This is a genomic window from Candidatus Omnitrophota bacterium (assembly GCA_028717245.1).
Lineage (GTDB): Bacteria > Omnitrophota > Gorgyraeia > Gygaellales > Profunditerraquicolaceae > JAGUYA01.
In genome coordinates, this window is sequence record JAQUOD010000004.1 from 119,269 (window position 1) to 140,951 (window position 21,683).

20 protein-coding genes are annotated in these 21,683 nt (G+C 44.0%); all 20 read right to left on the bottom strand.

Going from position 1 to position 21,683, the window contains the following annotated elements; genetic code table 11:
- Positions 1-183 precede the first annotated feature (183 nt).
- Complete coding sequence (waaF, locus tag PHV44_03830; protein MDD5592416.1) at positions 184-2,247, bottom strand: lipopolysaccharide heptosyltransferase II; 2,064 nt, start codon at positions 2,245-2,247, stop codon at positions 184-186.
- Between the two features lie 30 nt (positions 2,248-2,277).
- Positions 2,278-3,306: a lipopolysaccharide heptosyltransferase II gene (gene waaF, locus PHV44_03835; GenBank protein ID MDD5592417.1), complete on the bottom strand. Its 1,029-nt coding sequence runs from the start codon at positions 3,304-3,306 to the stop codon at positions 2,278-2,280.
- Complete coding sequence (locus PHV44_03840; protein ID MDD5592418.1) at positions 3,306-4,100, bottom strand: polysaccharide deacetylase family protein; 795 nt, start codon at positions 4,098-4,100, stop codon at positions 3,306-3,308. Before PHV44_03840 ends, waaF (PHV44_03835) begins: the two co-directional genes overlap by 1 nt.
- Positions 4,079-5,182 (bottom strand): glycosyltransferase family 4 protein, encoded by a 1,104-nt coding sequence (locus PHV44_03845; protein MDD5592419.1) that lies wholly within the window; start codon positions 5,180-5,182, stop codon positions 4,079-4,081. The genes PHV44_03840 and PHV44_03845 overlap by 22 nt, the downstream gene beginning before the upstream one ends.
- A gap of 135 nt (positions 5,183-5,317) precedes the next feature.
- Entirely contained in the window at positions 5,318-7,414 is a 2,097-nt protein-coding gene (gene waaF / locus PHV44_03850) for a lipopolysaccharide heptosyltransferase II (GenBank protein MDD5592420.1), read from the bottom strand.
- A gap of 3 nt (positions 7,415-7,417) precedes the next feature.
- Positions 7,418-9,355 (bottom strand): ELM1/GtrOC1 family putative glycosyltransferase, encoded by a 1,938-nt coding sequence (locus PHV44_03855; GenBank protein ID MDD5592421.1) that lies wholly within the window; start codon positions 9,353-9,355, stop codon positions 7,418-7,420.
- Complete coding sequence (gene lpxK, locus PHV44_03860; GenBank protein ID MDD5592422.1) at positions 9,309-10,379, bottom strand: tetraacyldisaccharide 4'-kinase; 1,071 nt, start codon at positions 10,377-10,379, stop codon at positions 9,309-9,311. The genes PHV44_03855 and lpxK overlap by 47 nt, the downstream gene beginning before the upstream one ends.
- Positions 10,360-10,854, bottom strand: a complete 495-nt coding sequence (locus PHV44_03865) for a PilZ domain-containing protein (protein MDD5592423.1) — start codon at positions 10,852-10,854, stop codon at positions 10,360-10,362. Before PHV44_03865 ends, lpxK begins: the two co-directional genes overlap by 20 nt.
- Positions 10,855-10,876: 22 nt before the next feature.
- A complete protein-coding gene (locus tag PHV44_03870; GenBank protein MDD5592424.1) occupies positions 10,877-11,149 on the bottom strand; it encodes a TMEM165/GDT1 family protein in 273 nt (90 codons plus the stop codon).
- A 90-nt stretch (positions 11,150-11,239) separates the two neighbouring features.
- The gene (locus PHV44_03875; protein MDD5592425.1) at positions 11,240-12,217 is read right to left on the bottom strand and encodes a diguanylate cyclase; all 978 of its coding nucleotides are present in this window, start codon (positions 12,215-12,217) and stop codon (positions 11,240-11,242) included.
- Positions 12,218-12,219: 2 nt separating this feature from the next.
- Complete coding sequence (locus tag PHV44_03880) at positions 12,220-13,107, bottom strand: hypothetical protein (GenBank protein ID MDD5592426.1); 888 nt, start codon at positions 13,105-13,107, stop codon at positions 12,220-12,222.
- 4 nt (positions 13,108-13,111) lie between these two features.
- Positions 13,112-14,395 carry a 3-deoxy-D-manno-octulosonic acid transferase gene (locus PHV44_03885; protein ID MDD5592427.1) on the bottom strand — a complete coding sequence of 428 codons (1,284 nt, stop codon included), beginning with the start codon at positions 14,393-14,395 and terminating at the stop codon, positions 13,112-13,114.
- Positions 14,396-14,430: 35 nt separating this feature from the next.
- Positions 14,431-15,291: a tyrosine recombinase XerC gene (xerC, locus tag PHV44_03890; GenBank protein MDD5592428.1), complete on the bottom strand. Its 861-nt coding sequence runs from the start codon at positions 15,289-15,291 to the stop codon at positions 14,431-14,433.
- Between the two features lie 11 nt (positions 15,292-15,302).
- The gene (topA, locus tag PHV44_03895; GenBank protein MDD5592429.1) at positions 15,303-17,273 is read right to left on the bottom strand and encodes a type I DNA topoisomerase; all 1,971 of its coding nucleotides are present in this window, start codon (positions 17,271-17,273) and stop codon (positions 15,303-15,305) included.
- 2 nt (positions 17,274-17,275) lie between these two features.
- Positions 17,276-18,391 carry a DNA-processing protein DprA gene (dprA, locus tag PHV44_03900; GenBank protein ID MDD5592430.1) on the bottom strand — a complete coding sequence of 372 codons (1,116 nt, stop codon included), beginning with the start codon at positions 18,389-18,391 and terminating at the stop codon, positions 17,276-17,278.
- Positions 18,392-18,396: 5 nt separating this feature from the next.
- On the bottom strand, positions 18,397-18,897 hold the full coding sequence (locus tag PHV44_03905) for a shikimate kinase (GenBank protein ID MDD5592431.1): 501 nt from the start codon (positions 18,895-18,897) through the stop codon (positions 18,397-18,399).
- 163 nt (positions 18,898-19,060) lie between these two features.
- Positions 19,061-19,315: a SpoVG family protein gene (locus PHV44_03910; GenBank protein ID MDD5592432.1), complete on the bottom strand. Its 255-nt coding sequence runs from the start codon at positions 19,313-19,315 to the stop codon at positions 19,061-19,063.
- Between the two features lie 46 nt (positions 19,316-19,361).
- Positions 19,362-20,402 carry a chorismate synthase gene (locus PHV44_03915; protein ID MDD5592433.1) on the bottom strand — a complete coding sequence of 347 codons (1,041 nt, stop codon included), beginning with the start codon at positions 20,400-20,402 and terminating at the stop codon, positions 19,362-19,364.
- 9 nt (positions 20,403-20,411) lie between these two features.
- Entirely contained in the window at positions 20,412-20,975 is a 564-nt protein-coding gene (locus tag PHV44_03920; GenBank protein ID MDD5592434.1) for a thermonuclease family protein, read from the bottom strand.
- Positions 20,976-20,999: 24 nt separating this feature from the next.
- On the bottom strand, positions 21,000-21,587 hold the full coding sequence (locus PHV44_03925; GenBank protein ID MDD5592435.1) for a DUF3786 domain-containing protein: 588 nt from the start codon (positions 21,585-21,587) through the stop codon (positions 21,000-21,002).
- Between the last annotated feature and the right edge of the window lie 96 nt (positions 21,588-21,683).

Here is a 21,683-nt window from a genome sequence, read left to right on the forward strand (position 1 = left end):
CGGACAGCGAGGATGTTTGAGCCCGTCCTGGCGAAAGCCGACGGGCGAGTTCCGCAGCTGCCGAGTTCACGAAAGACCTTTGGCGTGCCCGATAGGGCAAAACCGACTTGAGCGAGAAAATTGACAGATTCATTTGATTATATGGCAAAGATTTTCAGTGCGCGGAAGCGAAAACCCTAAAAATTATTCTTTCAAAATTTCATCCGTGGCGTTCACCACATCATCTACGCTAATCGCCTTTAAACAGGCGAATCCCTTAAGGCAATTATGGGCCAGGCATTCTATACAACCTGCGTCTTTATGCAAAAATTTATCCTTCTTACCCAACGGCCCCCAACGCAAAGGGCTTAAACCCTTCTGATTCCTTCCAAAAATAGAAATCACCGGCGTGCCTAATGCCGAGGCAATATGCACCGGGCCTGAATCATTGGAAATAAATAAGCGGCACCTCTTTAAAATACTGGCCAACTGGCTGACCGAGGCCTTACCTGCCAGATTGATTGCGGGATGGCTAATTTTTTTAATGACCTCCTGGGCTATTTTTATATCTTTCGGCCCGGCTACCACTAAAACCTTAAACCCATATTTTGCGATTAATCTATCCGCAACTTCAGAAAATCTTTCATTCGGCCAGACCTTAGACGGACAACTCGCCGCCGGATGAATGGCTAATAATTGATCCGTCTTTTTTATTCCCTCCTGCCGGAGCAATTCTTCTGCCCAATTTTCCGATTCCGGCTTAAGGGGCATCAACAGGTTTTTATCTTTCGGCTCAATACCTAAATACCTGACTAAATCCAGGATGTATTCCGATTCGTGCTTTTGGCCTGATTGTTTAGTGTGTTTTATCCTATCCGTAAGCAAGAACCCTAATTTACGGTTATAGCCGATCCTTTGGGGTATGCCGGCAATAAAAGCTATCAGATGTACGCGATTAGCAGGATGAAGGACTATGGCTAAATCAAACTTTTTTTTCTTTAAATTCAAGGCAAACCTTAAAGACCTATGCCAGCTCTTATGTTTTATGTCCTTATCATAAAGGATTACTTCGTCTATATAGGGATTACCCTCTAATATATCTTTGGCATAAGGATTAACCATCATTGCTATATAAGCTGAGGGATAATTATCCCTCAGCGCCTTGATAGCCGGCGTAGATAAAAGTACGTCTCCGATTCTATCCGTGCGCACAATTAATATGCGTTTATATTTTTGACTTGTGACTTGTGACTTGTGACTTGTGACTAATAGATTCCTCACCTGCCGCAATACGTCTTCTACTTTTATCAATTGCAGGCATTTCAATGTGCCGAAGCGGCATTGGGCCTTTTCGCAGGGCCGGCAAAAGATATCTTTCTTTACTACCGCGGAAATTTCCGACCAGGGCCCATACTTGGCTTCGTTTGTGGGCCCGAAAATAGCCACAATAGGCAGATTAAGATAACTTGCCAAATGCAATACTGCGCTGTCATTAGTAATAACGGCCTTCGCTTTCTTCAACAGGCAAGCCAACTGCCCCAGCGTCGTCTTGGCGCTTAAATCCAGGACGGAACATCGGCAATTTTCAGTTATGTATCTGGTAATATAGGCATCGTCTTTATCACCTACCAGGGCCACTTTTACCCCAAATTCCTTTATCAAATGAGGAATCAATTCTGTGAATTTTTCCTTATCCCACCTTTTAGTATGGCTCCTTGCCCCCGGGGCAATTATAATTATTTTATCCTGTGCAGTGATATTATTTTTCCTCAATATATTTTTAATGTACTCTTCATCTTCGGGTTTAATATATAAAGAATCCCCTTTTATTTTACCTGACACCTGACACCTTCCGCCAAAATGCTTGGCGGACCCGCCAATATTTTTGGCGGGGACACCTGACACCTGACGCAAATGCTTGTCCTTCATATGCCTGATCTGCCCGGGCATAGACAAAGACGGCAGCGCCTCTTTCCTTCCCGTAAGCGCTACCCCCAGCAAGCTGTTACGTAAATCCACGACCAAGTCGAAATTAATTTTTTTTAGTTCTTTAAATAAGCTAATCTTCTCCCTCAGAGAAGAGTGCTTCTCGTAAATAAACAGCTTTTGGATGCGGGGGTTATCCTGAAATATCTCCTTTGGCCGCGGGCCAGAGAGGACCGTAATTTTAGCCTGGGGGAACTCTTGTAATAAGGTATCTAAAACCGGCAGGGTCAATATGCAGTCGCCGATGTTGCTTAAGGTAATAAAAAGAATCTTATTTATCATGATATACTTAGTAAGCTGTAAGCTTAAAACTTAGGGCTTAAGGCCTTTTACTTTCTCTATTGCCTCTTCGGGTGTTATTGCCTTCATACAACGGTTATCTTGACAGCGCACATTATAACAGGGAATCTTGCAGCCTATGTCTTTAAATATAACAGTCGCGTTATATAAAGGAAACGGCCCGGTTATTTCAGGCGAGGTCGGCCCGAATAAGGCGATAATTCTTTTTGTGCCGACGCTATTAGCAATATGCAAAGGCCCGGTATCCGCGCTAATAAATAAATCCAGTCTCTTAAATAGTGCGCCCAATTGTTTAAGATTTAATGCGCCGCTTGCTATAACAGGCTTCTCTTGCATCAATGCCTTAATACTTGAAGCCAGGGATAAATCCTGGGGGGCGCCGGTAATTATGACACTAGCGCCTAATTCGGCGATTAACCTATCAGCTAACCTCGCCCAGTATTCTTTGGGCCAGCGCTTGAGCAGCCAATTCGCGCCCGGATTGATAGCTATCAAAAATCCGCCCTTACCAAGGGAATGTTTATCTAAAAATTCTTCTACGAATTTGCTGTCTTCATCGGAGACGAAAAACTCCGTGTACCTGTCCTCTACCGTTAAACCGGATTTTTCAATGAGGCTGAGGTAATAATCTATACGGTGTAAGGTATCTTTTTCAGGCGCTATAATTTTTTTACTCAGGAGAAAACCGCGTTTTTTCGTATAGTAGCCTAATATATAACCGATACCTGCCAAGCGGCAGATTAGGGCACGGGTAAATGAACGGTGCAATAAAAATGCCGTATCGAATCTCTTCTCTTTGAGTATCTTCACAAAATTAAATTGCGCCAGGACCCCCCTGTGCCTGTCCTTCTCGTCGAAAATTATGATTTCATCCAGATGGGGGTTACCTTTTAAGACAGGGTAACAGCGGCTGGGGATTACACAGGCGATAAAACTATCCGGGAAGTTCCTGCGGATATTCCTGATGGTAGCCGTAGAAAACAAAACATCGCCTACCCAGTTTACGTTAAAAATCAATATCCTTCTGTATTTATCCTTCATTATCTATGCCTGTGCTCCCGCATAAAATTATAAAAACCCGAAGTCTCAACCCAAAAAACAAAGAGGTTACGGCAATTCTCGGATATCCTTAGCCTCTTTAAAGCAAAGATATCGTCATCGGCAGAGTCCTTGCCCGGGTTAGTGACCACGGCAAACTTATACCCTGCCTCGGCAACCAGCTCTTTTATTTTATCATTAAACCTGCCTTCGGGATAGCTAAAGGCGAGGACCTGGCGGCCTAACTTCTGCTCCAATATTTTCTTAGAGTCAAATATTTCCCTTTTTAACTCTCCATCCGATTTTATCTCTACCAGAAGGCCAGGGCCAAGAGCATGGCTGCCAAAATTGATGAGCCCTGAATCCTGCATAATCTTAATCTGCTCCCAGCTTAACCTGTCATCCTGCATCCTGCCTACCTCATTAATGATGATAAACATAGTAGCCGGAAAATTATATTTTCTTAATACCGGAAAGGCATAGAGATAAGTATCCTTATAGCCGTCATCAAAGGTTATAGCCACGGTCCTTGGAGGGAGCCTCTTCTTCTCTTTAATCAGAGCGGCAATTTCTTCTAAAGGTAAAACATGATAGTGCCGGCTCTTTAAAAAGCGCATCTGGCGCTGGAAAGTTTGTGCGGATACGCAGATTCGGTTTTCCGGGTTCGCCTCAGGAGCGACCGAGTGATACATCAATATGGGAACAACATAGTGTTGCCGGATAAAAACAGCTCCTGAAATAATCAAGGCAAAGATTAGACCCAAAACAATAATTACTACTCTTTTATACCTAGGCATTTTAAATATACCTTTTCCGTTTCTAAAGCCATTTTTTCCTGGGAAAAGTTCTGCTCTATAAAAACCCTGGCGTGGCTGCTAAAAGACGCTGTTTTATCAGGATGCCTTAGCAGTTCTAATATTGCGCAAGATAAATCCTGCGTATTTGCCGGCCTGGTTAATAAACCGCTATAGCCATCCTGAATCAAACTTTTTATGCCGCCTATATCCGAACCGATTACGCTTAAGCCTGAAGCCATCGCCTCCATCAGCGCAAGGCCCAGCCCTTCTTTCGTAGAGGGTAAAACAAATAAATCCATGGCAGATAATACCCCCCGCGTATCCGTAACCGAAGGGAAGAAAAATATGTTTTTCTTCAGGCCGAGCGATTTGGTTAAATTTATTAATTTTTCTTTCATCCTGCCGTCCCCGACGATAAGCAATTGCGCATCCGTAATCTCAGCGATCACTGCCTGCATGGCTTCAATAAGATAGGCATGCCCTTTTTCTTCAGAGAGCCTGGCCACTATCCCTATTACCGGCCCATCGCCCAACCCGAGTTTTCTTTTTGTTTCAATTCTGGATCCTTTATCTAGGATTTGGAACTTTTTTACATCTATACCGTTATGGATAACCCTTATCTTAGCCTCTGCCACGCCAAAATCCTTTATCAGGTGTTCCTTTACGGACTCACTGATGGCAATAACCATATCACCCCAACAGGGAAAAATCCTACGGAAGATCCTCCTCTTAAAAAAGCCGTGGCAGGTAGAAACATAAGGCACCCCTAAAGAACGCTGGATGAACCAACTTAAAACCTGGGTCACGCGGGTATTGGCATGAAGGATATCGATTTTTTTCTCTTTGATAAATCTGGAGAGTTTAAATTTGCTGATGAAAACTTTATAGCTTATCTCTGATTTTGTTTTTATGGGTAAGGCCAAATGGGTTATGCCACAAGAGGTAAGATCCGGAATAAGTTCTCCGCCGCTTGAGGCCACAAACACATTGTGACCCCTGCGCTTAAGGCCCGCGGCTAAGGTCAGGGTATAACTGCTTATTCCGCCGATGTTGAGATGATTTGTAAGATAAAGAATGTTCATATTTTAAAATATGGAGCTAAATGTCCAATTATCCAATTGCCAAATCCCAATTAATTCCCAATTATTCAATTACCAATTGTAGAATTGGACATTGGTAATTTATTTGACATTGGAAATTGGTAATTGGCCATTACGCTATTCTCTTTTTAATAACTTATCAATCGCCTCCAATACCTCTTGCGGCTTTATCAACCCCATGCATTTTCCGGTTTTACACTTTGATTTATAACAAGGCTCGCAAGGCAGGTCTTTTTTTATCACTATGCATTTTCCCGACGGCGGCAGATGGCGCTTGGGGTCAGTCGGGCCGAAGAGAGCGACAAAGGGGACGCCTTGGCTGGCAGCCACATGCAACGGCGCTGAATCGAAAGAAATAAAGGCCGCGCATTTTTTTATTAAACAGGCCAGCTGATTAACCGTAGTCTTAGCGCAGGCATTGATTATTTTTATATTCTTTAAGGCATTCATGAGCATATTGGCCTGGTTTAAATCTTTTTCCGTGCCCGTAACCACCACCCGCATATCCCGGCGTGCTAACTCTACGCAGAGTTTTATTATATGCTCCAACGGCCAGTTTTTAGTTATCCACCTGGAGCTGGCGCTGATATTTATGCCGATAAGCAGCTGCTTGGCGCTTAACCACTGGGATTTCAGGAATTCATCCACATAATCTTCATCCTGCGCCGTTGGCCACAGCTCCAACCGCGGATCTTCTAAATTTATATCCAGCATCTTTAAAATCCGGAATTGATGGGTTACGGGGTCTATCGCGGGCTTTTCATCTTTTATGCGGTGGTTCAGCAGGAAACCGAATTTTTTATTGTCATACCCGTAACGATTTAAGGCCAGGCTTAAAAAAGCTAAAAGGTGGCTCTTACGGTTATTCTGCAAATCAATGATGATGTCAAAATTTTTCTTTCGCAAGTGCGCGGATAATTTCCACAGGCCGGCTATGCCCTTACCTTTATTTTTAAAATCGCTTAAGAGAAGCTCATCTATATACGGACAGTTTAAAAGCGCATCCTTTGATTCCCCGCCCACAAGAAAGCTGATTTTATATCCGGAGGAAAACTTCTCTCTTATTGCCCTTAAGGCCGCGGTAGAGAGAATAATATCGCCTAAGGAGCTGAATTTAATAATCAGGATTTTGTAACTGCTTAAGGCCTCCTGATAAACATCTAACGTCTTCTTCACCATTAACCCGATATTATAAAATTCTTTTACCTTTTGATAGGCATTCTCAGCCAGGGTGCGGCTTAATTCTTTATCTTTAAATATACTGATGGCAGCGTCAGCAATGGCTTGGGGGTCAGCCGGGGGAACAAGCAGCCCGGTTTTATGGTTATCGATAATATCGATTACGCCGCCTACGCGGCTGGCGATTACCGGAACGCCGCAGGCCTGCGCTTCTATAATCACCCTGCCGAATGCCTCGTGGGCCGTAGTAGGCAATACCAGAAGGTCCAGATTTGCCATTATTGCCGGGATATCCCTTTGGGTACCTAAAAATTGGGTGCAATGCCAAAGCCCCAGCCTCTTGATTAATACCTGTACCTGTTCTTTATAGGCCTCTTTTGAGGCAGGCGCCTCGCCTATAATCCATATTTTTAAACGCGGGATAACGCGGGCGGCCCTAGCCATGGCCTTAATAAAATGCAAATGGCCTTTTATGGGAGTGATCCTGCCTATTATACCTATATTAAATTCTTCTCTTCTTTTTTTATCCGGGCTCACATACCTGAACCTCTCCAGATCTACGCTACGCGGTATTAATCTTAAACGCTCATGGGGCGTGTCAAAATCCTCAATCATATGCCGGGCAATCACATTACTCAAGACAATAACTCTTTTGCTCCAGCCCATGACATAACTAAAGGGGTGCTTTTTATAATAACCGTGGCAGGTAGTAATAAATACCCTATTGGTACGGCGGCAGGCAAAATAGGCAATCCAGGCAGGGACGCGCGAACGCGCATGCACGATATCGATCTGTTCCCTGCGGATAATCTCAGCTAACCTGGAAACCATCTTTACCATGGTGAATAAGGATTTCTTATGCACGGGTAACTGATAATGTGTGGCGCCGAAGGACTCAAGCGTCCTGACCAGCTCTCCGCCGTTTGAAACCACCACTATCTTATGGCCCATCCCGACGAGTGCCTTCGCCAGGTCAAGCGTGCCGGTCTCTACTCCTCCCACATTAAGTTCGGGTAAAATCTGAAGGATATTCATCTCTTAGGCTATCTTCTTCAATGCCTCATTAATTAAAAGGTTATCTTCTAAAGTATTGATTCGGGGCTTACTCATCCAGACCTCTTCAACCTTTTTACTCAAGGCGCCTGTGCCGGTTAAATATAGATATTTATCCTGCGCAAGATGTTTCAGGAATCGCTTATGCCTCCTGCCTAATCCCGGCGCTTGAAAAACCAATACGTATTTTTGGCCGCTGGCTGCCTCGGAAATCATGGAGATACTCTCCGGGGAAGTAATGACTATTTTACTCAAGGCCAAAATTCCGGCTACGGCATGAGGGATATTTTTTTCATTCGCGATAATCAGGAGTTTACAGCGAGGATAAGCGCCGAATTCATCCTTTAATAATTGTTCGATTTCCTGCGGCGTCCTGCGGGAAGTAGTAATCAAGATCTGCGCATCCAGTTTTTCTAAAATTGCCTTAAGCTGAGTTGCTATCTTCTTTATTAAGTCCCTGCTTAAACGAAAGGACTTGTTGTCGCCGCCTATCAACAACCCCAAGACCAATTCTTTATCCGTTTTCACCTGTTCACTTAAATTAATCCCCTGCTCTCTAAGAAAATCCGCGTTGATGCTATTTAACGCGCCCCTGACTGCCGCGATATTCTTTCTTTTGGCTGGCCGGTCGTGCTGGCTCATTACTACCAGGTCAAATTTTCTCGTACTCAAAATAGATGGCCGCATAATCGCCACTGACCTGGCTAAGTTTTCTTTTGCCAAAAGGTAATTAACCGGCGCAACCGATGAACCGCAGGAGATGACGATATCAGGCTTAATACCTATCAAAGATTTATAATTAGCTCCCTTAAGGAATACCCTTAAAAAGAGATTGCCCTGGTAACAGTATTTACCCGTCATAGAAGCGCATATGGTAAGGGCATACCGGGAAAATTTATTTTTAAATTCCGGCTCTAAGGTAATAATATTTGCGCTGATAGCTTTATTTTTCAGATGGCCCATAAGCATCCCGGCAATGGCCTGGGATTGGCGCAGGTGCCCTGCCTTACCGTCGCTGAGAATGAGGATATCGCGCTCCCGTGAATATTTCCAGACCTTATAAAACCAGAGGTATTCCTTAGGATGCTCCAGGATATATCTTTCAAATATATTAATCACTCTCTGTAAATTATCGCGGATATCTTTTTCTGAATCGCGGGTCTTCTCAATCTCAACCGGGCCATCAAGAAAAACTTTCACATAAGGGCCTTTCACCCGGGTATAAAAAGCCGTAATAATACTGGCGTTGTATCTTAAAGCCAACTTTAGCGCGCCTGTGGACATAGAGGCAGACTTACCGAAAAACTCAACCGGTGTGCCTGTCTTCCCTCCCTGGTCCACGGTCATACCCACAGCTTCGTTATTCTTAAGCAGCCGGATCAGTTCCCGTATCTCATTCCCCTTCTGGATAAGCCGGCAGCCCTTCTGGCTGCGGTATGAATTGAGCAAGTTATTTAAACGGGGATAATTTTGCTGCCGGATAAATAAATTAAAAGGAAAACCCAGATACGCGCAGAGGGCGCTGGAGAGCTCCCAACTGCCTTCATGCACTGCTACAAGGATAACACCCTTGCCTTTATGAAAACCCGCGGTTATATTCTGCCTGCCTTCAAAAGTGATATATTTATCAATATAGGCCTTATCTATTAAAGGGATAAGCAGTATCTCAATCAGGTTCTGGCCGAATGACCGGTAAGAATCTTTGGCCAGCTTATGTAATTCTGCCGGCGATAGCTTGGCGCCAAACGCAGTCTTAATATTGGCGTAGGCGGTCTTCCTATGTTTAGCGTCTAAATAATAAAATAATTCGCCTAATCTTGCCCCAAGGAAGAAGCTGACGCATAAAGGCAAGTGTCTCAGCAGCGCGCCTATAAGCTTAAGAAGAATACAGCCCCAGTAATCTATTATAGAATCTCTCTTCATCTTTAATAATTTTTAGTTTGATACATAATACAATAAGCTGTAAGCTGTAAGCTGTAAGCTGTAAGCTGTAAAGCCTGACTGCGTCTTTTTCGGTAGTAATAATAGTATCGATGTTTTTATCCTGAGCGCTCTTGATGATATTGTCTATGTCCTGCTGTGTATAATTGTGGTGGTCGCGAAATTTAAAAACCAAGCCCACTTCCATACCCATACCCTTAACCAGGTTCTCGAAGGAATCCGGATCACCTATCCCCGAAAACAGAGCTATTCTCTTTCCCTGCAATGCATCAGCGCCTATTGCTTCATGGGTGCCTGTCTTATAAAAATCCACCGGTTGATGTATGGATTCTATAATCAGCGCCCGGGGATTAATCCCGGATAAAAAATCTTTTATCTTGTTGTTGGCCGTGCCAAAATTGGTTTTAGTCAGGAAAAAAACATCCGCGCGCCTTAACGAAGAAAGCGGCTCGCGCAGGATTCCCCGCGGGATGAGGTTACGATTGCCGAAAGGGCAGGTAGCATCAATAGCCACGATCTCCAAATCCTTCTTTATCCGCCACTGCTGAAACCCATCATCCAGGATAACCGTGTCTACGCCATAATCCCGGATTGCCTTTTTAGCGCTACGGATCCTGTCCGCATCCACTATTACCGGTACATCTTTCAGATTCATTTTCAGCATATAAGGTTCGTCACCTAAATTCTCGTAATCGGTAATCGGCAATCGGCAATTGGTAATTTTTCTTTTATAGCCGCGGCTTAAAATTGCTACCTTGTGCCCTTTGCTTTTTAAATACCGCGCGATTAAGGCAACCAGAGAAGTCTTTCCTGTACCGCCTAAAGTAATATTACCGACGCTGATAACCCTGCACTTTAAACGGCAGGGCTTAAGGCGATAAACAAAAATCAATAAACTCAACGCTAAACCATATGTAATTGAAATAAAATAAAGAAATAATTTCAAGGGGCAGGAAAACCCTCCTTTAGATTTATCTGTGGCCAGATTATAAAGATAAGACAACATATTCTCGACCTTGCGATTGTGCCGAATCAGATTCTCTCTTATCGCCTAAAACTGTGCCTGAGGATATATCCTTTTGGTGGATTATTTTTTCCTGAATTCCTGTATGCGAATTGAGAAAACCGGATAGGGCCTTCCTATCTTCTTCCTGCATGTCCAGAAAAGATACGCCCATACGGAAGGTGTTATCGTCCCAGGGCACGACCCAGCGCACTTTCCCTGTGACTTTTATCGGGCCGTAAAATACAACCTCACCAATCTGATTTAAACCGGAGAGGCTTATCCAGATCTCCAGGTATGTTTTTGCCGCGATAAAAGTTTTGGTCTGAATACCTAAACCCCCTTCGCTGATATCAATGGCTACTGCTTCTTTTTCCTTATCTTCCAGATATATTTTTCTATCGTAATCGCTATACTGCTTAAACTTAATCTGCGTATTTAAAGCTAACCTCTGGAACCTGCGGCTGTCTTTAAACATTTAAAACTCATCCTTTCTTAAATCAGATCTTTCCTAAGAACATCAAAATGCCTATGGCTATAAATAAGGTTGCACCGATATACCTCATTAATTCCGGTCTGATAAATTTTGCCAGGAGCGCTCCCGCCAAAACCGAGAATGCAGTCACGATGATGTAGGCGGATACCGAACCCAGCCATACTGAAAGAGGCCTCGCGGATTTCGCCGCTATGGTTATCCCTACTAACTGCGTTTTATCCGCTAATTCCGCAAAGAATACCGCGGTGAATGCGGCCAGGATTACCTTCAGGTCCATACTGCCTCCTTATTTAGGGACGGTTCTCAATTACGGTTAAAAATGTCCCCACAGGGGACAGTTCTCGGTTGAGTTGAGAACCGTCCCTACCTAGTATTTATTTTTTCTGTTGCTAATCCCTGCGTCTATAAATCTTCTATTTACCATAAAATTACTGCCGGGCAGCCTTTTAAGATATCCTTTAAGTTCTGTAGTTACGTCCATCAATTCCAGGAGGTTGGATATCTTACCCAGCGTATTATTCACAATGGCTACGGACAAACTCATCAAGGGGATATTGCTAACCTTTCCGCTCCTGTCTTGGGCCACAATAAAACCTGTTTTCTTATCCGCATCCGGATAAGATGCAGAAACAAGGTCATCAAAATCCCTGATGGTGCCTTTGGCAATAAGCTCAGCCTTATGGGGATGAGTGATAACCACAAAGTCGTCTCCGCCGATGTGCCCCACAAAATCCTTATCACCTCCGTGCGACTTTACGTTTTTAGAGATAATCCTGGCCGTCTGCTTAATCACGTCATTACCTTTGATATAACCGTACTTGTCATTATAGGGCTTAAAATTATCAATATCGATGTAATGAAAAGAAAAAGGATTGCCGGATTCCAGCTTCTCCAATAGCTGCTTTTCAATAAGCTTATTCCCCGGCAGCCGGGTCAGGGCATTGGCATTAAAATTGTGGGCGGCGCTGCGTAAAGCCAAGACTATCCTGATCTCAAGGTCAATAGGGTCAGGAGGCTTGATTAAATAGTCATCCACTCCCTCTTCGATACTGAGCAGGTCGCGCCTTAACTGTTTCTTATCTATCAAAACAATCGTCGGTATATAAGAAGTAAGGAAATCGCCTTTTATCTTTTTGCAGGCCTCAAGGCCATTTTTACCCCTAAAAGATGCGTCGATAATAATCAGGCTGGGGTTTTCCTTTTTAAGATATTCTACTACGTCCTCCCCTTCTTCCTCAAGCACTGCTACGGCATAATCCCAGGACCTTAAGAGATAGAGCAATATCTCCCTTAATTTTAAATCCGGCACGGCTAAAACTATTTTTATATTTTTGCTCGCTGTCATCTCTATTGGGCTATGGTGACCCTTAATTGGGTATATACGCTGTTTTTCATATTGACCTTACCCAGGCTATCATCGTAGGTAAAGCGGCGCCAAAAGTTTCCTCCTACGGAAAGAGAGGCCTGGATAAATTTGTTAGGTTTGTATTTTATGCCTCCGCCGGTATATGTCTCATAAAAACGTAAAACCGCATTGCGGGTATCGTCGAATTTTACTTCGTATTCGTTATCGACGAAAAAACTTCCTTCCCAGAATACGCTTATTTTTTTGGTCAACGCATATTCAATGTTCGGCCGACGGGGCGCCAGATAAAAGGTGAGCCGCTCATTAGGTTTATAGATAACCCCGGGGATCGGCAGGACCGGATTCTGAGTATCGGGAAAAACATATACTCCGAATAGAAAAGTCCATTTGGGATTCGGGCAGTAAATAGCATAATAATAACTGGGGATTTTAAAACTGGAGGCAGGGAAATTCCACTTGTCCGAATAGAAAGAAGGCGATACGCCTATCCGGAAATAAGTATTATTAAATTTAAAGAATGGCAGCGTTGTCTCTATTGAGGTAGCTAATTCTATCAGGCGCGCAGGCAAGTGCACATTTGAAACCGTGCTATCTATACCGGTATACCGGTTATACAAAGATAACCCCACCGGCAATTTACCGAACGCCTTGAAATCATATTTATATAAATAATCGGCCTTTATAATACCTACTGACCCTGCTTGAGTTTTGGCGTCGCTGCGGGCATCATATTTCACAGAAGCCTCCAGCTCCTGGGAGAAACAATCTTTTGCTTCTTCCTTTTCTTCTGCGCGCAAAAGGAATGGAGATATTAAGAGGGTGGTTAGAATAAATAGGTTGAAAATGATTTTTTTAGAAAGATTAGCCATCAGTTCAATCCTCCTTTTTTTTAGAAAGATAATTACTTATATATTCCAGATTCCTGGCGGTGGCGCCCTGATTTTGCAAAATGAGCGACTTGGCGCGCTGGCTTAGCCCAATTCCCTTGGCCGGATTATTAAGCAAATCTTTTATGTAAAGCTCCAATTCTTCTTTATCGCGGGCCAAAAGGGCGGCTTTATTCTCCAGGAATAAACCGGAGATATCGCGGAAATTAAACATATACGGGCCGAAGATAACGGGCTTGCTTAAAGCCGCGGGTTCCAAGATATTATGCCCGCCTTTCCTGATGAGGCTGCCGCCTACAAAAACTATATCCGCGATGTTATAAAAATTTAACAGTTGGCCGATAGTGTTTAAAATAAATACGGGTTTTAGGTTATTGGTGTTAGGTGTTGGGTTTAATTGCAAAATCTTTATGGGTTTAAGATTATGCCTGATAACCAATTTTTCTATTTGCGCTGCCCTCTCCGGATGGCGGGGCGCAATTAATAACTTCAGCCGAGGGAATTCGCTAAGCAGTCTTCTGTAGATAGCTAAAATAATCTCTTCTTCGCCAGGGTGGGTTGAACCTGCTACCAGGAGTTTTTCTTCAGGCCCCAGGCCTAACTTCAACTTATAATCAGGGTAATCTTTCGTGGTATCTGCGTAATCCAGGATATCGAATTTCATATTCCCGGCTATCTGTATCCTGCTTTCCAGGACTCCCAAACGCATAAGCCTCTGGGCATCGGTCTTAGTCTGCACGCAAAAAAGGCTAATTTTATTTAAGAGGGGTTTTAGTAAAAATTTTATCCCCAGATACCCCCGGAAAGAACGGTCTGAAATCCTGCCGTTTACCAAAAGAACGGGTATCTTCTTTTGGGCCAGATACGAAATTAAATTCGGCCAGATTTCGGTTTCTGCCATGATAAATAGAGATGGATTAATCTTCTCTACCACGTGCCTGACAATAAAACTCAAGTCCAGGGGAAGATAAATTACCGCATCATCGCCTGCGGCAATACCTCTGGCAATCCTATTCCCGGTAGGGGTGACTGTAGAAATAAGGATTTTTTTATCCGGATAGGCGGCCTTTAAGCCAGCGATGAGTTTTTGCACAACCATTACTTCGCCTACGCTTACGGCGTGGATCCAGATAGGCCGGTTGAATTCTAAGGCCTTAGGCAATATCCCCAGGCGCATCGAAAAACCCGGATGGAATTTCCTCCTGAATAAATATACGGGTAGATAAATAAGCGCGAAGACCAGAAATATCAGATCATAAAATATAAACATAACTTATGCCTTACAACTTACGGCTTACAGCTAAATCAGGCTCTAGGGTGTGCCTTATCATATACGCTCTTCAATCTTTCGGTGGTAAGATGAGTGTATATTTGCGTGGTAGAAAGATTTACATGCCCCAGGAGTTCCTGGACGCTCCTTAAGTCTGCTCCGCGGTTTAAAAGATGGGTGGCAAAAGAATGCCTTAATGTATGACAAGAGACACCTTTCCTTATGCTCGCCAAGCGGATGTATTTGCCGACGATATTTCTGATGCCCCGGTCAGTGATGCGCTTGCCGCTTTTGTTTAAAAATAGCGCCTCTTCCTGTTTTTTTCTTTTTTCCAGATAAGCCCGGATAGAGGATATGGCAATATCTCCGATAGGCACGATGCGTTCTTTTTTGCCCTTACCCATCACCTTAATGACTCCTCCGATAAAATCTATATCCTTAAGGCCTAAACCCGCCAGTTCGCTGACCCGGATGCCCGTAGAATAAAATGTCTCAAGCACCGCCAGATCACGCAGGCCCCGTTCATCTTTCGGCACCACTGCGGAAATCAGCCCCCTGACCTCTTCTTCAGTCAGGAATAAAGGCAGGTGCTTCTCCTGCTTGGGGCTAGAGAGGCCGATGATAGGGTTATTTTTCAGGTAACCTTCGCGGACTAAAAATTTAAAGAAAGACCTTAAGGTAGAGAGGTGGCGGCTGACGGTCCTGGCCTTAAGGTTCCTTTCCTTCATCGCCGCCAGGTATTTTCTTAAAACCAGGTAATCAATTTTTTCCGGCTCCAACCCGCCTAAAAAATTCCTGAATTCTTCCAGGTCCAGTTGATAATTAGAGACGGTGTATTTTGAATAGTTCTTCTCAATCTCCAGATACCTGATGAATTTTTCGATGTAACGCAGCATTAGCTTAAATTTTATGCCTGTGGTAGGGTGCGAGAGGTAAATGTGCACTTAGGATAATTGGTGCAGCCATAAAATACCCCTCTTCTGGAGCGGCGCTCGATAAGCTCTCCGCCGCATCCTTCCTGCGGGCATGCAACACCCGTAGTAATAGATTTAGAATTTTTGCACGTAGGATAATCCGAGCAGCTTAAGAATTTCCCCCGGCGCCCCCATTTGATAACCATAGGTTTGCCGCATTTATCGCAGATCTCATCCGTCGTAATTACTTCTTTTTTGATATTGGCCTGCGCAAAATCCAGGCTCACCCGGAAAGGGCCATAAAAATCCTGCAATACTTTTATTTTATTTACTTTCCCTTCCTCGATCTCATCAAGTTCTTCCTCCAGGAAGGCGGTGAATTTAACGTCCATCACCTTAGGGAAATATTCTACTAATAAATCGCATACTTTAAACCCCAGTTCGGTAGGATGAAAATAGCCTTTAATCCTGCGGATGTAATCGCGGTAGATGAGTGTAGAGACTATCGGCGCATAGGTAGAAGGCCTGCCGATGCCTTCTTCTTCTAATATTTTCACCAGAGAGCTATCGGAGAATCTTGGCGGCGGCTTGGTAAAGTGCTGTGAAGGTATCAATTTTAATAAATCTAATGTTTCACCCTTTTCTAAAGCCGGGATAATATTTTTTGCCTTGTCTTCGTCCTCCTCTTCTGCGTCCTTGTTGTAAACAACGGTAAACCCGTCAAAGACTAAGTCCGTTCCGGAGGCCGTAAAGAGATATTTCTCTGCCTGTATATCCACCGTAGTGACTAAGTAACGCGCGGGGACCATTTGGCTGGCAACAAAACGGCAATAGATCAGCTCGTATAATTTGTATTGCTCCGGGCTTAAGAAACCTTTCAGGTCCTGGGGCTGACGGGAAAGCAGGGTCGGCCGGATGGCCTCATGCGCCTCTTGGGCATGTTTTTTAACTTTATAAACATTGGGTATCTTAGGCAAATATTCTTTCCCGAATTTTTTGAGGATGTATTTTCTTGCTGCTTGAATGGCCTCGGTTGCGACGTGCGTAGAATCAGTGCGCATATAGGTGATCAGGCCTACGGGCGTAGATTCTCCTATATCAATACCCTCATAGAGTTGCTGGGCAATAATCATGGTGCGGTTGGCATTAAATCTTAATTTGTTGAATGCCTCCTGCTGCAGGGTGCTGGTGATAAAGGGTGCGGCAGGATAACGCTTCTTCTCGGCCTTCTTTATGTCCAACACCTGAAAAGTTTTTTCTTTTATATCGGCAAGAAGGCTATCCGCCTCTTCTTTATTTTTTATTTCTGCTTTCTTCTCTTCTATCTTGCTCAGCTTGGCGATAAAATAACGGCTCTCTGTTTTTTTCTTCAGCTCTGCTTCAATCTCCCAGTATTCCTGGGGGAGAAAATTATTAATCTGTCGCTCCCTTTCTATGACCAACCTTAAAGCTACTGACTGCACCCGGCCTGCGCTTAGGCCGCGGGCAATCTTCTTCCAGAGCAAGGGGCTTAAAAAATAACCCACTATCCTGTCCAGTATCCTGCGGCCGGCCTGGGCTTCAATCATCTGCAAATCAAAATCGTGTGGGTGGGCAAAGGCCTCTTTTATCGCCGAAGGGGTAATCTCATGAAAAACTACGCGCTGGACCTTTTTATTCTTCAGGAACCGGTCTTTGATGAACCAGCCGATGGCCTCGCCTTCGCGGTCAGGGTCAGTAGCCACATAGATATGGCTTTTTTCTTTGGCTTCTTTTTTTAATGCGGAGACTACTTTTTGCCTGCCGCTGATGACCACATAAGAAGGCGTAAAATCTTTTTCCACATCCACCCCTAATTTTGTTTTAGGTAGGTCAATGAGATGGCCCATAGACGGCACGACTGAAAATTTATCCCCCAGAATCCGGGCGAGGGTCTTTGCCTTGGTGGGTGATTCTACGATAACCAGGGAATCTTTCTTTTTCATATTTAGGTGGCGGTTTTGACAAATTGTTTTCCAGGCAGTTCCTTGATTAACCTGCGCATGCTTAATTTTAAGAGCAGGCCGGATATCCTGGGAATATCAATATTAGACCTCTCGACAATTTCATCTAAAGAAGCGGGCTGCTCGGAGAGCAAGTTATATAAGAGGGATTCGTCTTCAGCTAAAGATATTTTTTTTAACGTAGATACATCCGGCGGCTCTTGGGATTTTGATTTTTTTAATTCTATATCCTGGCTGGAATTAAATTCTTCGCTGATATCCTCAACACAGGAGACTAATTTCGCGCCCTGCTTGATTAATTCATTGGTGCCGAAAGAATTATCCGAGTCTACTTTTCCGGGAAGTGCAAAAACATCCCTGCCCTGTTCTAAGGCAAAATCAGCGGTAATCAAGGCGCCGCTATTTCTGGCTGCCTCTACTACCAGGACCCCCAAAGACAGGCCGCTGATCACGCGGTTACGGCAGGGAAAGTTTTGCGACAAGGGCCGGGTATTTACGGGAAATTCAGATATGACCGCCCCGTTTTGCGCAATCGCTTCCGCTAATTTTTTATTCTCCGCAGGATAAATATGCCGGAAACCGCTGCCCATTACCGCAATAGTGCGGCCGCCGGCTTTCAAGGCGCCTTTATGGGCACAGGTATCTATGCCGCGCGCCAGGCCGGAAATAATAGTAAAACCTTCATTGGCTAAATCCGCGGAAAACCGCTCTGCTGAAGCCAGTCCGTAAAAAGAAGCCCGGCGCGAACCAACGACGGCAATACCCTGCGCATCTTCTTTTTTTATCTCTCCCTTTACATAAAGCACAATCGGCGGGTCAGGGATATGTTTTAAGCCCTGCGGATAATCCGCGTCTTCCTGCGTGAGAATCTTTAAACCTAATTTCTCTGCCAGGCTGAATTCTTTATCTATGTCTTCTTTCTTAAGAGAAGTAATTTTCTGGGCGATGTTTTCTCCGATGCCAAAAACCTGCGTTAATTCTTGGCAGCGGGCTTTGAGGATATTCTCCGGCGTGCCAAAAAGTTCAAGCAGTTTATGCAGGCGGATAGTGCCGATGCCGCAAAACATATTCAAACCTACTAACGCTTCTATCTTGGTCATTTTTCTTAAGTCGTTAATTTTAGGATCTTATCCGCTACTTCTTTTATGGATAGCTTAGAAGTATCAATGGTTTTATGCGCTTGGGCATAATAAGGGGCGCGCAGTTTAAGTAATAGCTCTATTTGTCTTTTGGGATTAGCCACATTCAATAAGGGCCGGTGGCGATAGCTGGAGGTCCTTTTCAAAATCACTTCAGGCAAAGCCGAAAGGCAAATAATTAACCCTGCTTTCTTCATCACTTTAATATTATCCTTATCCAAAACTACCCCGCCGCCGCAAGCTACGACAAATTTCTTTTCTTTGGCTACTGCCTGCAAGACTTTCTTCTCTACCTTGCGAAAGTAAGGCTCGCCATCTTGAGCGAAGATAGCAGAAATGGTCTTTTTCTCCTTTAGTTCGATTAAATCATCCAAATCCACAAACTGCCACTTCTTTTTTTTGGCGAGTTGTCTGCCTATAGTGGTTTTGCCTGTGCCCATAAATCCTACCAAATAGATATTATTCATATCCGTAATTCTATCATATAGTTAAAGCGCTGTCAATCACTCCAAAATACCCTATTCGCGGGATTGACGCTTAGGTGACTTATCATTATAAGCTTCTAAGCCGAATGTGTCAAACTATAAAAGCCCGCTATTTAAGCTAAAAATAGCGGGCTTTTTTGCCAAACTACTCCTGATAGGCAGCTAGGACGACTTCCGTAAGGTTCTGGCGCGCCTCTTTGGTCGTAGGATAAAAGGCGTTATACCACTTACCATCCTTGGATTTATCCTGCGGCAAACCCAGAAACAACCCCTTTTGGCCTTCTACGATACGCAAGCCCTTAACGATAAAATCGCCGATGCTTACGTCCACAAAGGCCTTTAGTTTGCCGTCGCCGTCTATCCGGTAAATACGGCTGACCTGAATTCCGTTCTCAACCATTCCTATCACCTCCTTTTAGCTTAATAGACGCAGGAGGTGATATTTTCTAACGCATTCTTTTTAAATAATTCCGGTAGCTGTCTTTTATATCGCCCAGCGCGTCGCTGCCGAACTTTTCCAGGAAGGCATCAGCAAGCACATACGCCAGTGCTGACTCGGCAATTATGCCTGCAGACTCAACTGCGCAGATATCCGAACGTTGGACAGTGGCCTTGGCAGGTTTTTTGGTGAGTATATTCACTGAATCTAAAGGCTCTAATAACGTAGAGATGGGTTTCATACAGGCATACGCCACGATATCTTCACCGTTAGATACACCGCCTTCAATACCGCCGGCATTATTGGTCTTATGGAAATAACCTTTGTTCTTATTATAATAAATCGCATCATGGACTTCGGAACCAAAAAGGTAAGCAGACCGAAAGCCTAAGCCGATTTCTACCCCTTTAATCCCCGGGATAGACATAATGGCCTGTGCGAGTTTTCCATCTAAGCGCCTGTCTGCCTGCACATAACTCCCCAAGCCGCAAGGCAGGCCTTTAGCTACTACTTCAAAAATGCCGCCTACCGTATCCTTATCAGCCTTGGCTTGGTCAATCTTTTCTCTCATTTCTAATGGAGTAGATACGCCGGCAATAGACAAGACCCGGCTGGATATTTTTATTTTGAATTCCTGCAAGAAAATTTTGCAGATTGCGCCGATGCCGACGCGGCTGGCAGTCTCTCTTGCCGAGGCCCGCTCCAATACGTTACGCGCATCCAGAAAGCCATACTTTAATAATCCAGCTAAATCCGCATGCCCCGGGCGCGGACAAGTTACAGCAGGTAATTTCTCAATACTGAAATCTTTATTCTCAATACATAGGGCAATGGGGCTGCCCAAAGTCAGGCCTTTTCTTAACCCGGAAATTATCCTGGCCTTATCATCTTCAAACTGCATGCGCTTACCCCGGCCGATTCCTTGCTGCCGGCGCTTTAATTCCTGATTTATCTTAGCGGCATCCACCCTTAACCCTGCGGGCATGCCCTCTAAAATCGCTACTAATGCTTTCCCGTGCGACTCACCTGCGGTCAAAAATCTCAACATAATTGCCTCCTATTTCCATAGGCCGCGTTTATTTTGACGCGCCTCCTGATATAATTTCAAAAATGAATCCGCGTATTTTACATTCGGCGGGATAGTCATCAAAGAAGCATACCCTTGACTGATAATTTCCGCGTTCACAAACGTGCCGTCTCCTTTTAAATATACGTAAGCCAAGAGCCGCTGGTATTTATCGTATTTTTCTACATCAAATTCCAGGCTGACACGCTTACCTTCTACCAACTTTTTAGTAAATTCATAGGCGCGCCTGCCTGATTCCCGGATCGCGGCAGTATCCTGCCCGCTCCTCTGGCTATCCTTATAGAGCTTATTTGACTCATGCATCTCCGGGGTATCTATACCAATGAGCCGCACCTTCTCGCCTGTCTCAAGTTGGATGGTATCGCCATCAACTACCCTCTTGACATAAATATTCGTATAATCATAGGTCTTGCCAAAGGGTATGGCCAGGCCCCAGTTTTCAGTATTATAAATTTTAATCGGCTCATCAGCCATAACCAAATGAATAAACCCCAGAGACAATACCATAACCGCAATAAAAATAATTTTTTTCATTTTATGCAATTCTCCTTTTTACGATTATAACTGGCTGGCTAAAAATCCTGCCAATACTACGATATCTTCCGTACAAAAAATTTTGTTGATATTTTTATCAAAAAGCATGTTGGCTTCCGGCCCAAACTCATCATCCGGCCGCCAGAGTTCTATCATTACCGGCACATCAGTAAATGCCTCTAAAACAATGCCTATATCGCCCTGGTCCACTCTTTTAGCCGGCAACCGCTCTAAAACTGTAAGTATGCCTCCGGGGTGAGCCCCATACTTTCTAATAATCGGCTCAATGGCCCTTTTTCTAAAAGCCGGATAATAACCTTCTACTCCTGATAATTCCTTAAAACTTACCCATTCTCCGGTTAATTCCGGCAGGCCTTTGGATTTAACGACTAAATAATGCAGGATCAGGATAGCGGTAAAATCTTTGGCCGGCGCGTTACAGGCCAACGAGATTATCCTCTTCTCCTTAAAATCTACAGTATATTCATCAGCCAGGAATCTGACCGACGCAGGATCTTCCGGGTTTAATTTAAGTAATTCTTCCCAGGCCTTATTTATGGCTATCTCATAACCCACAGAAACATATTTTACTCTTTTTATTGGATAAATCAACAATTTAGATTGGTAACCGAGGAATAGGGAGGGAATTTGGAACCCTTTTTTGTGGTACTTTTTAGTGTACCTAAAAAAAATTATTTGTCAAGTTAA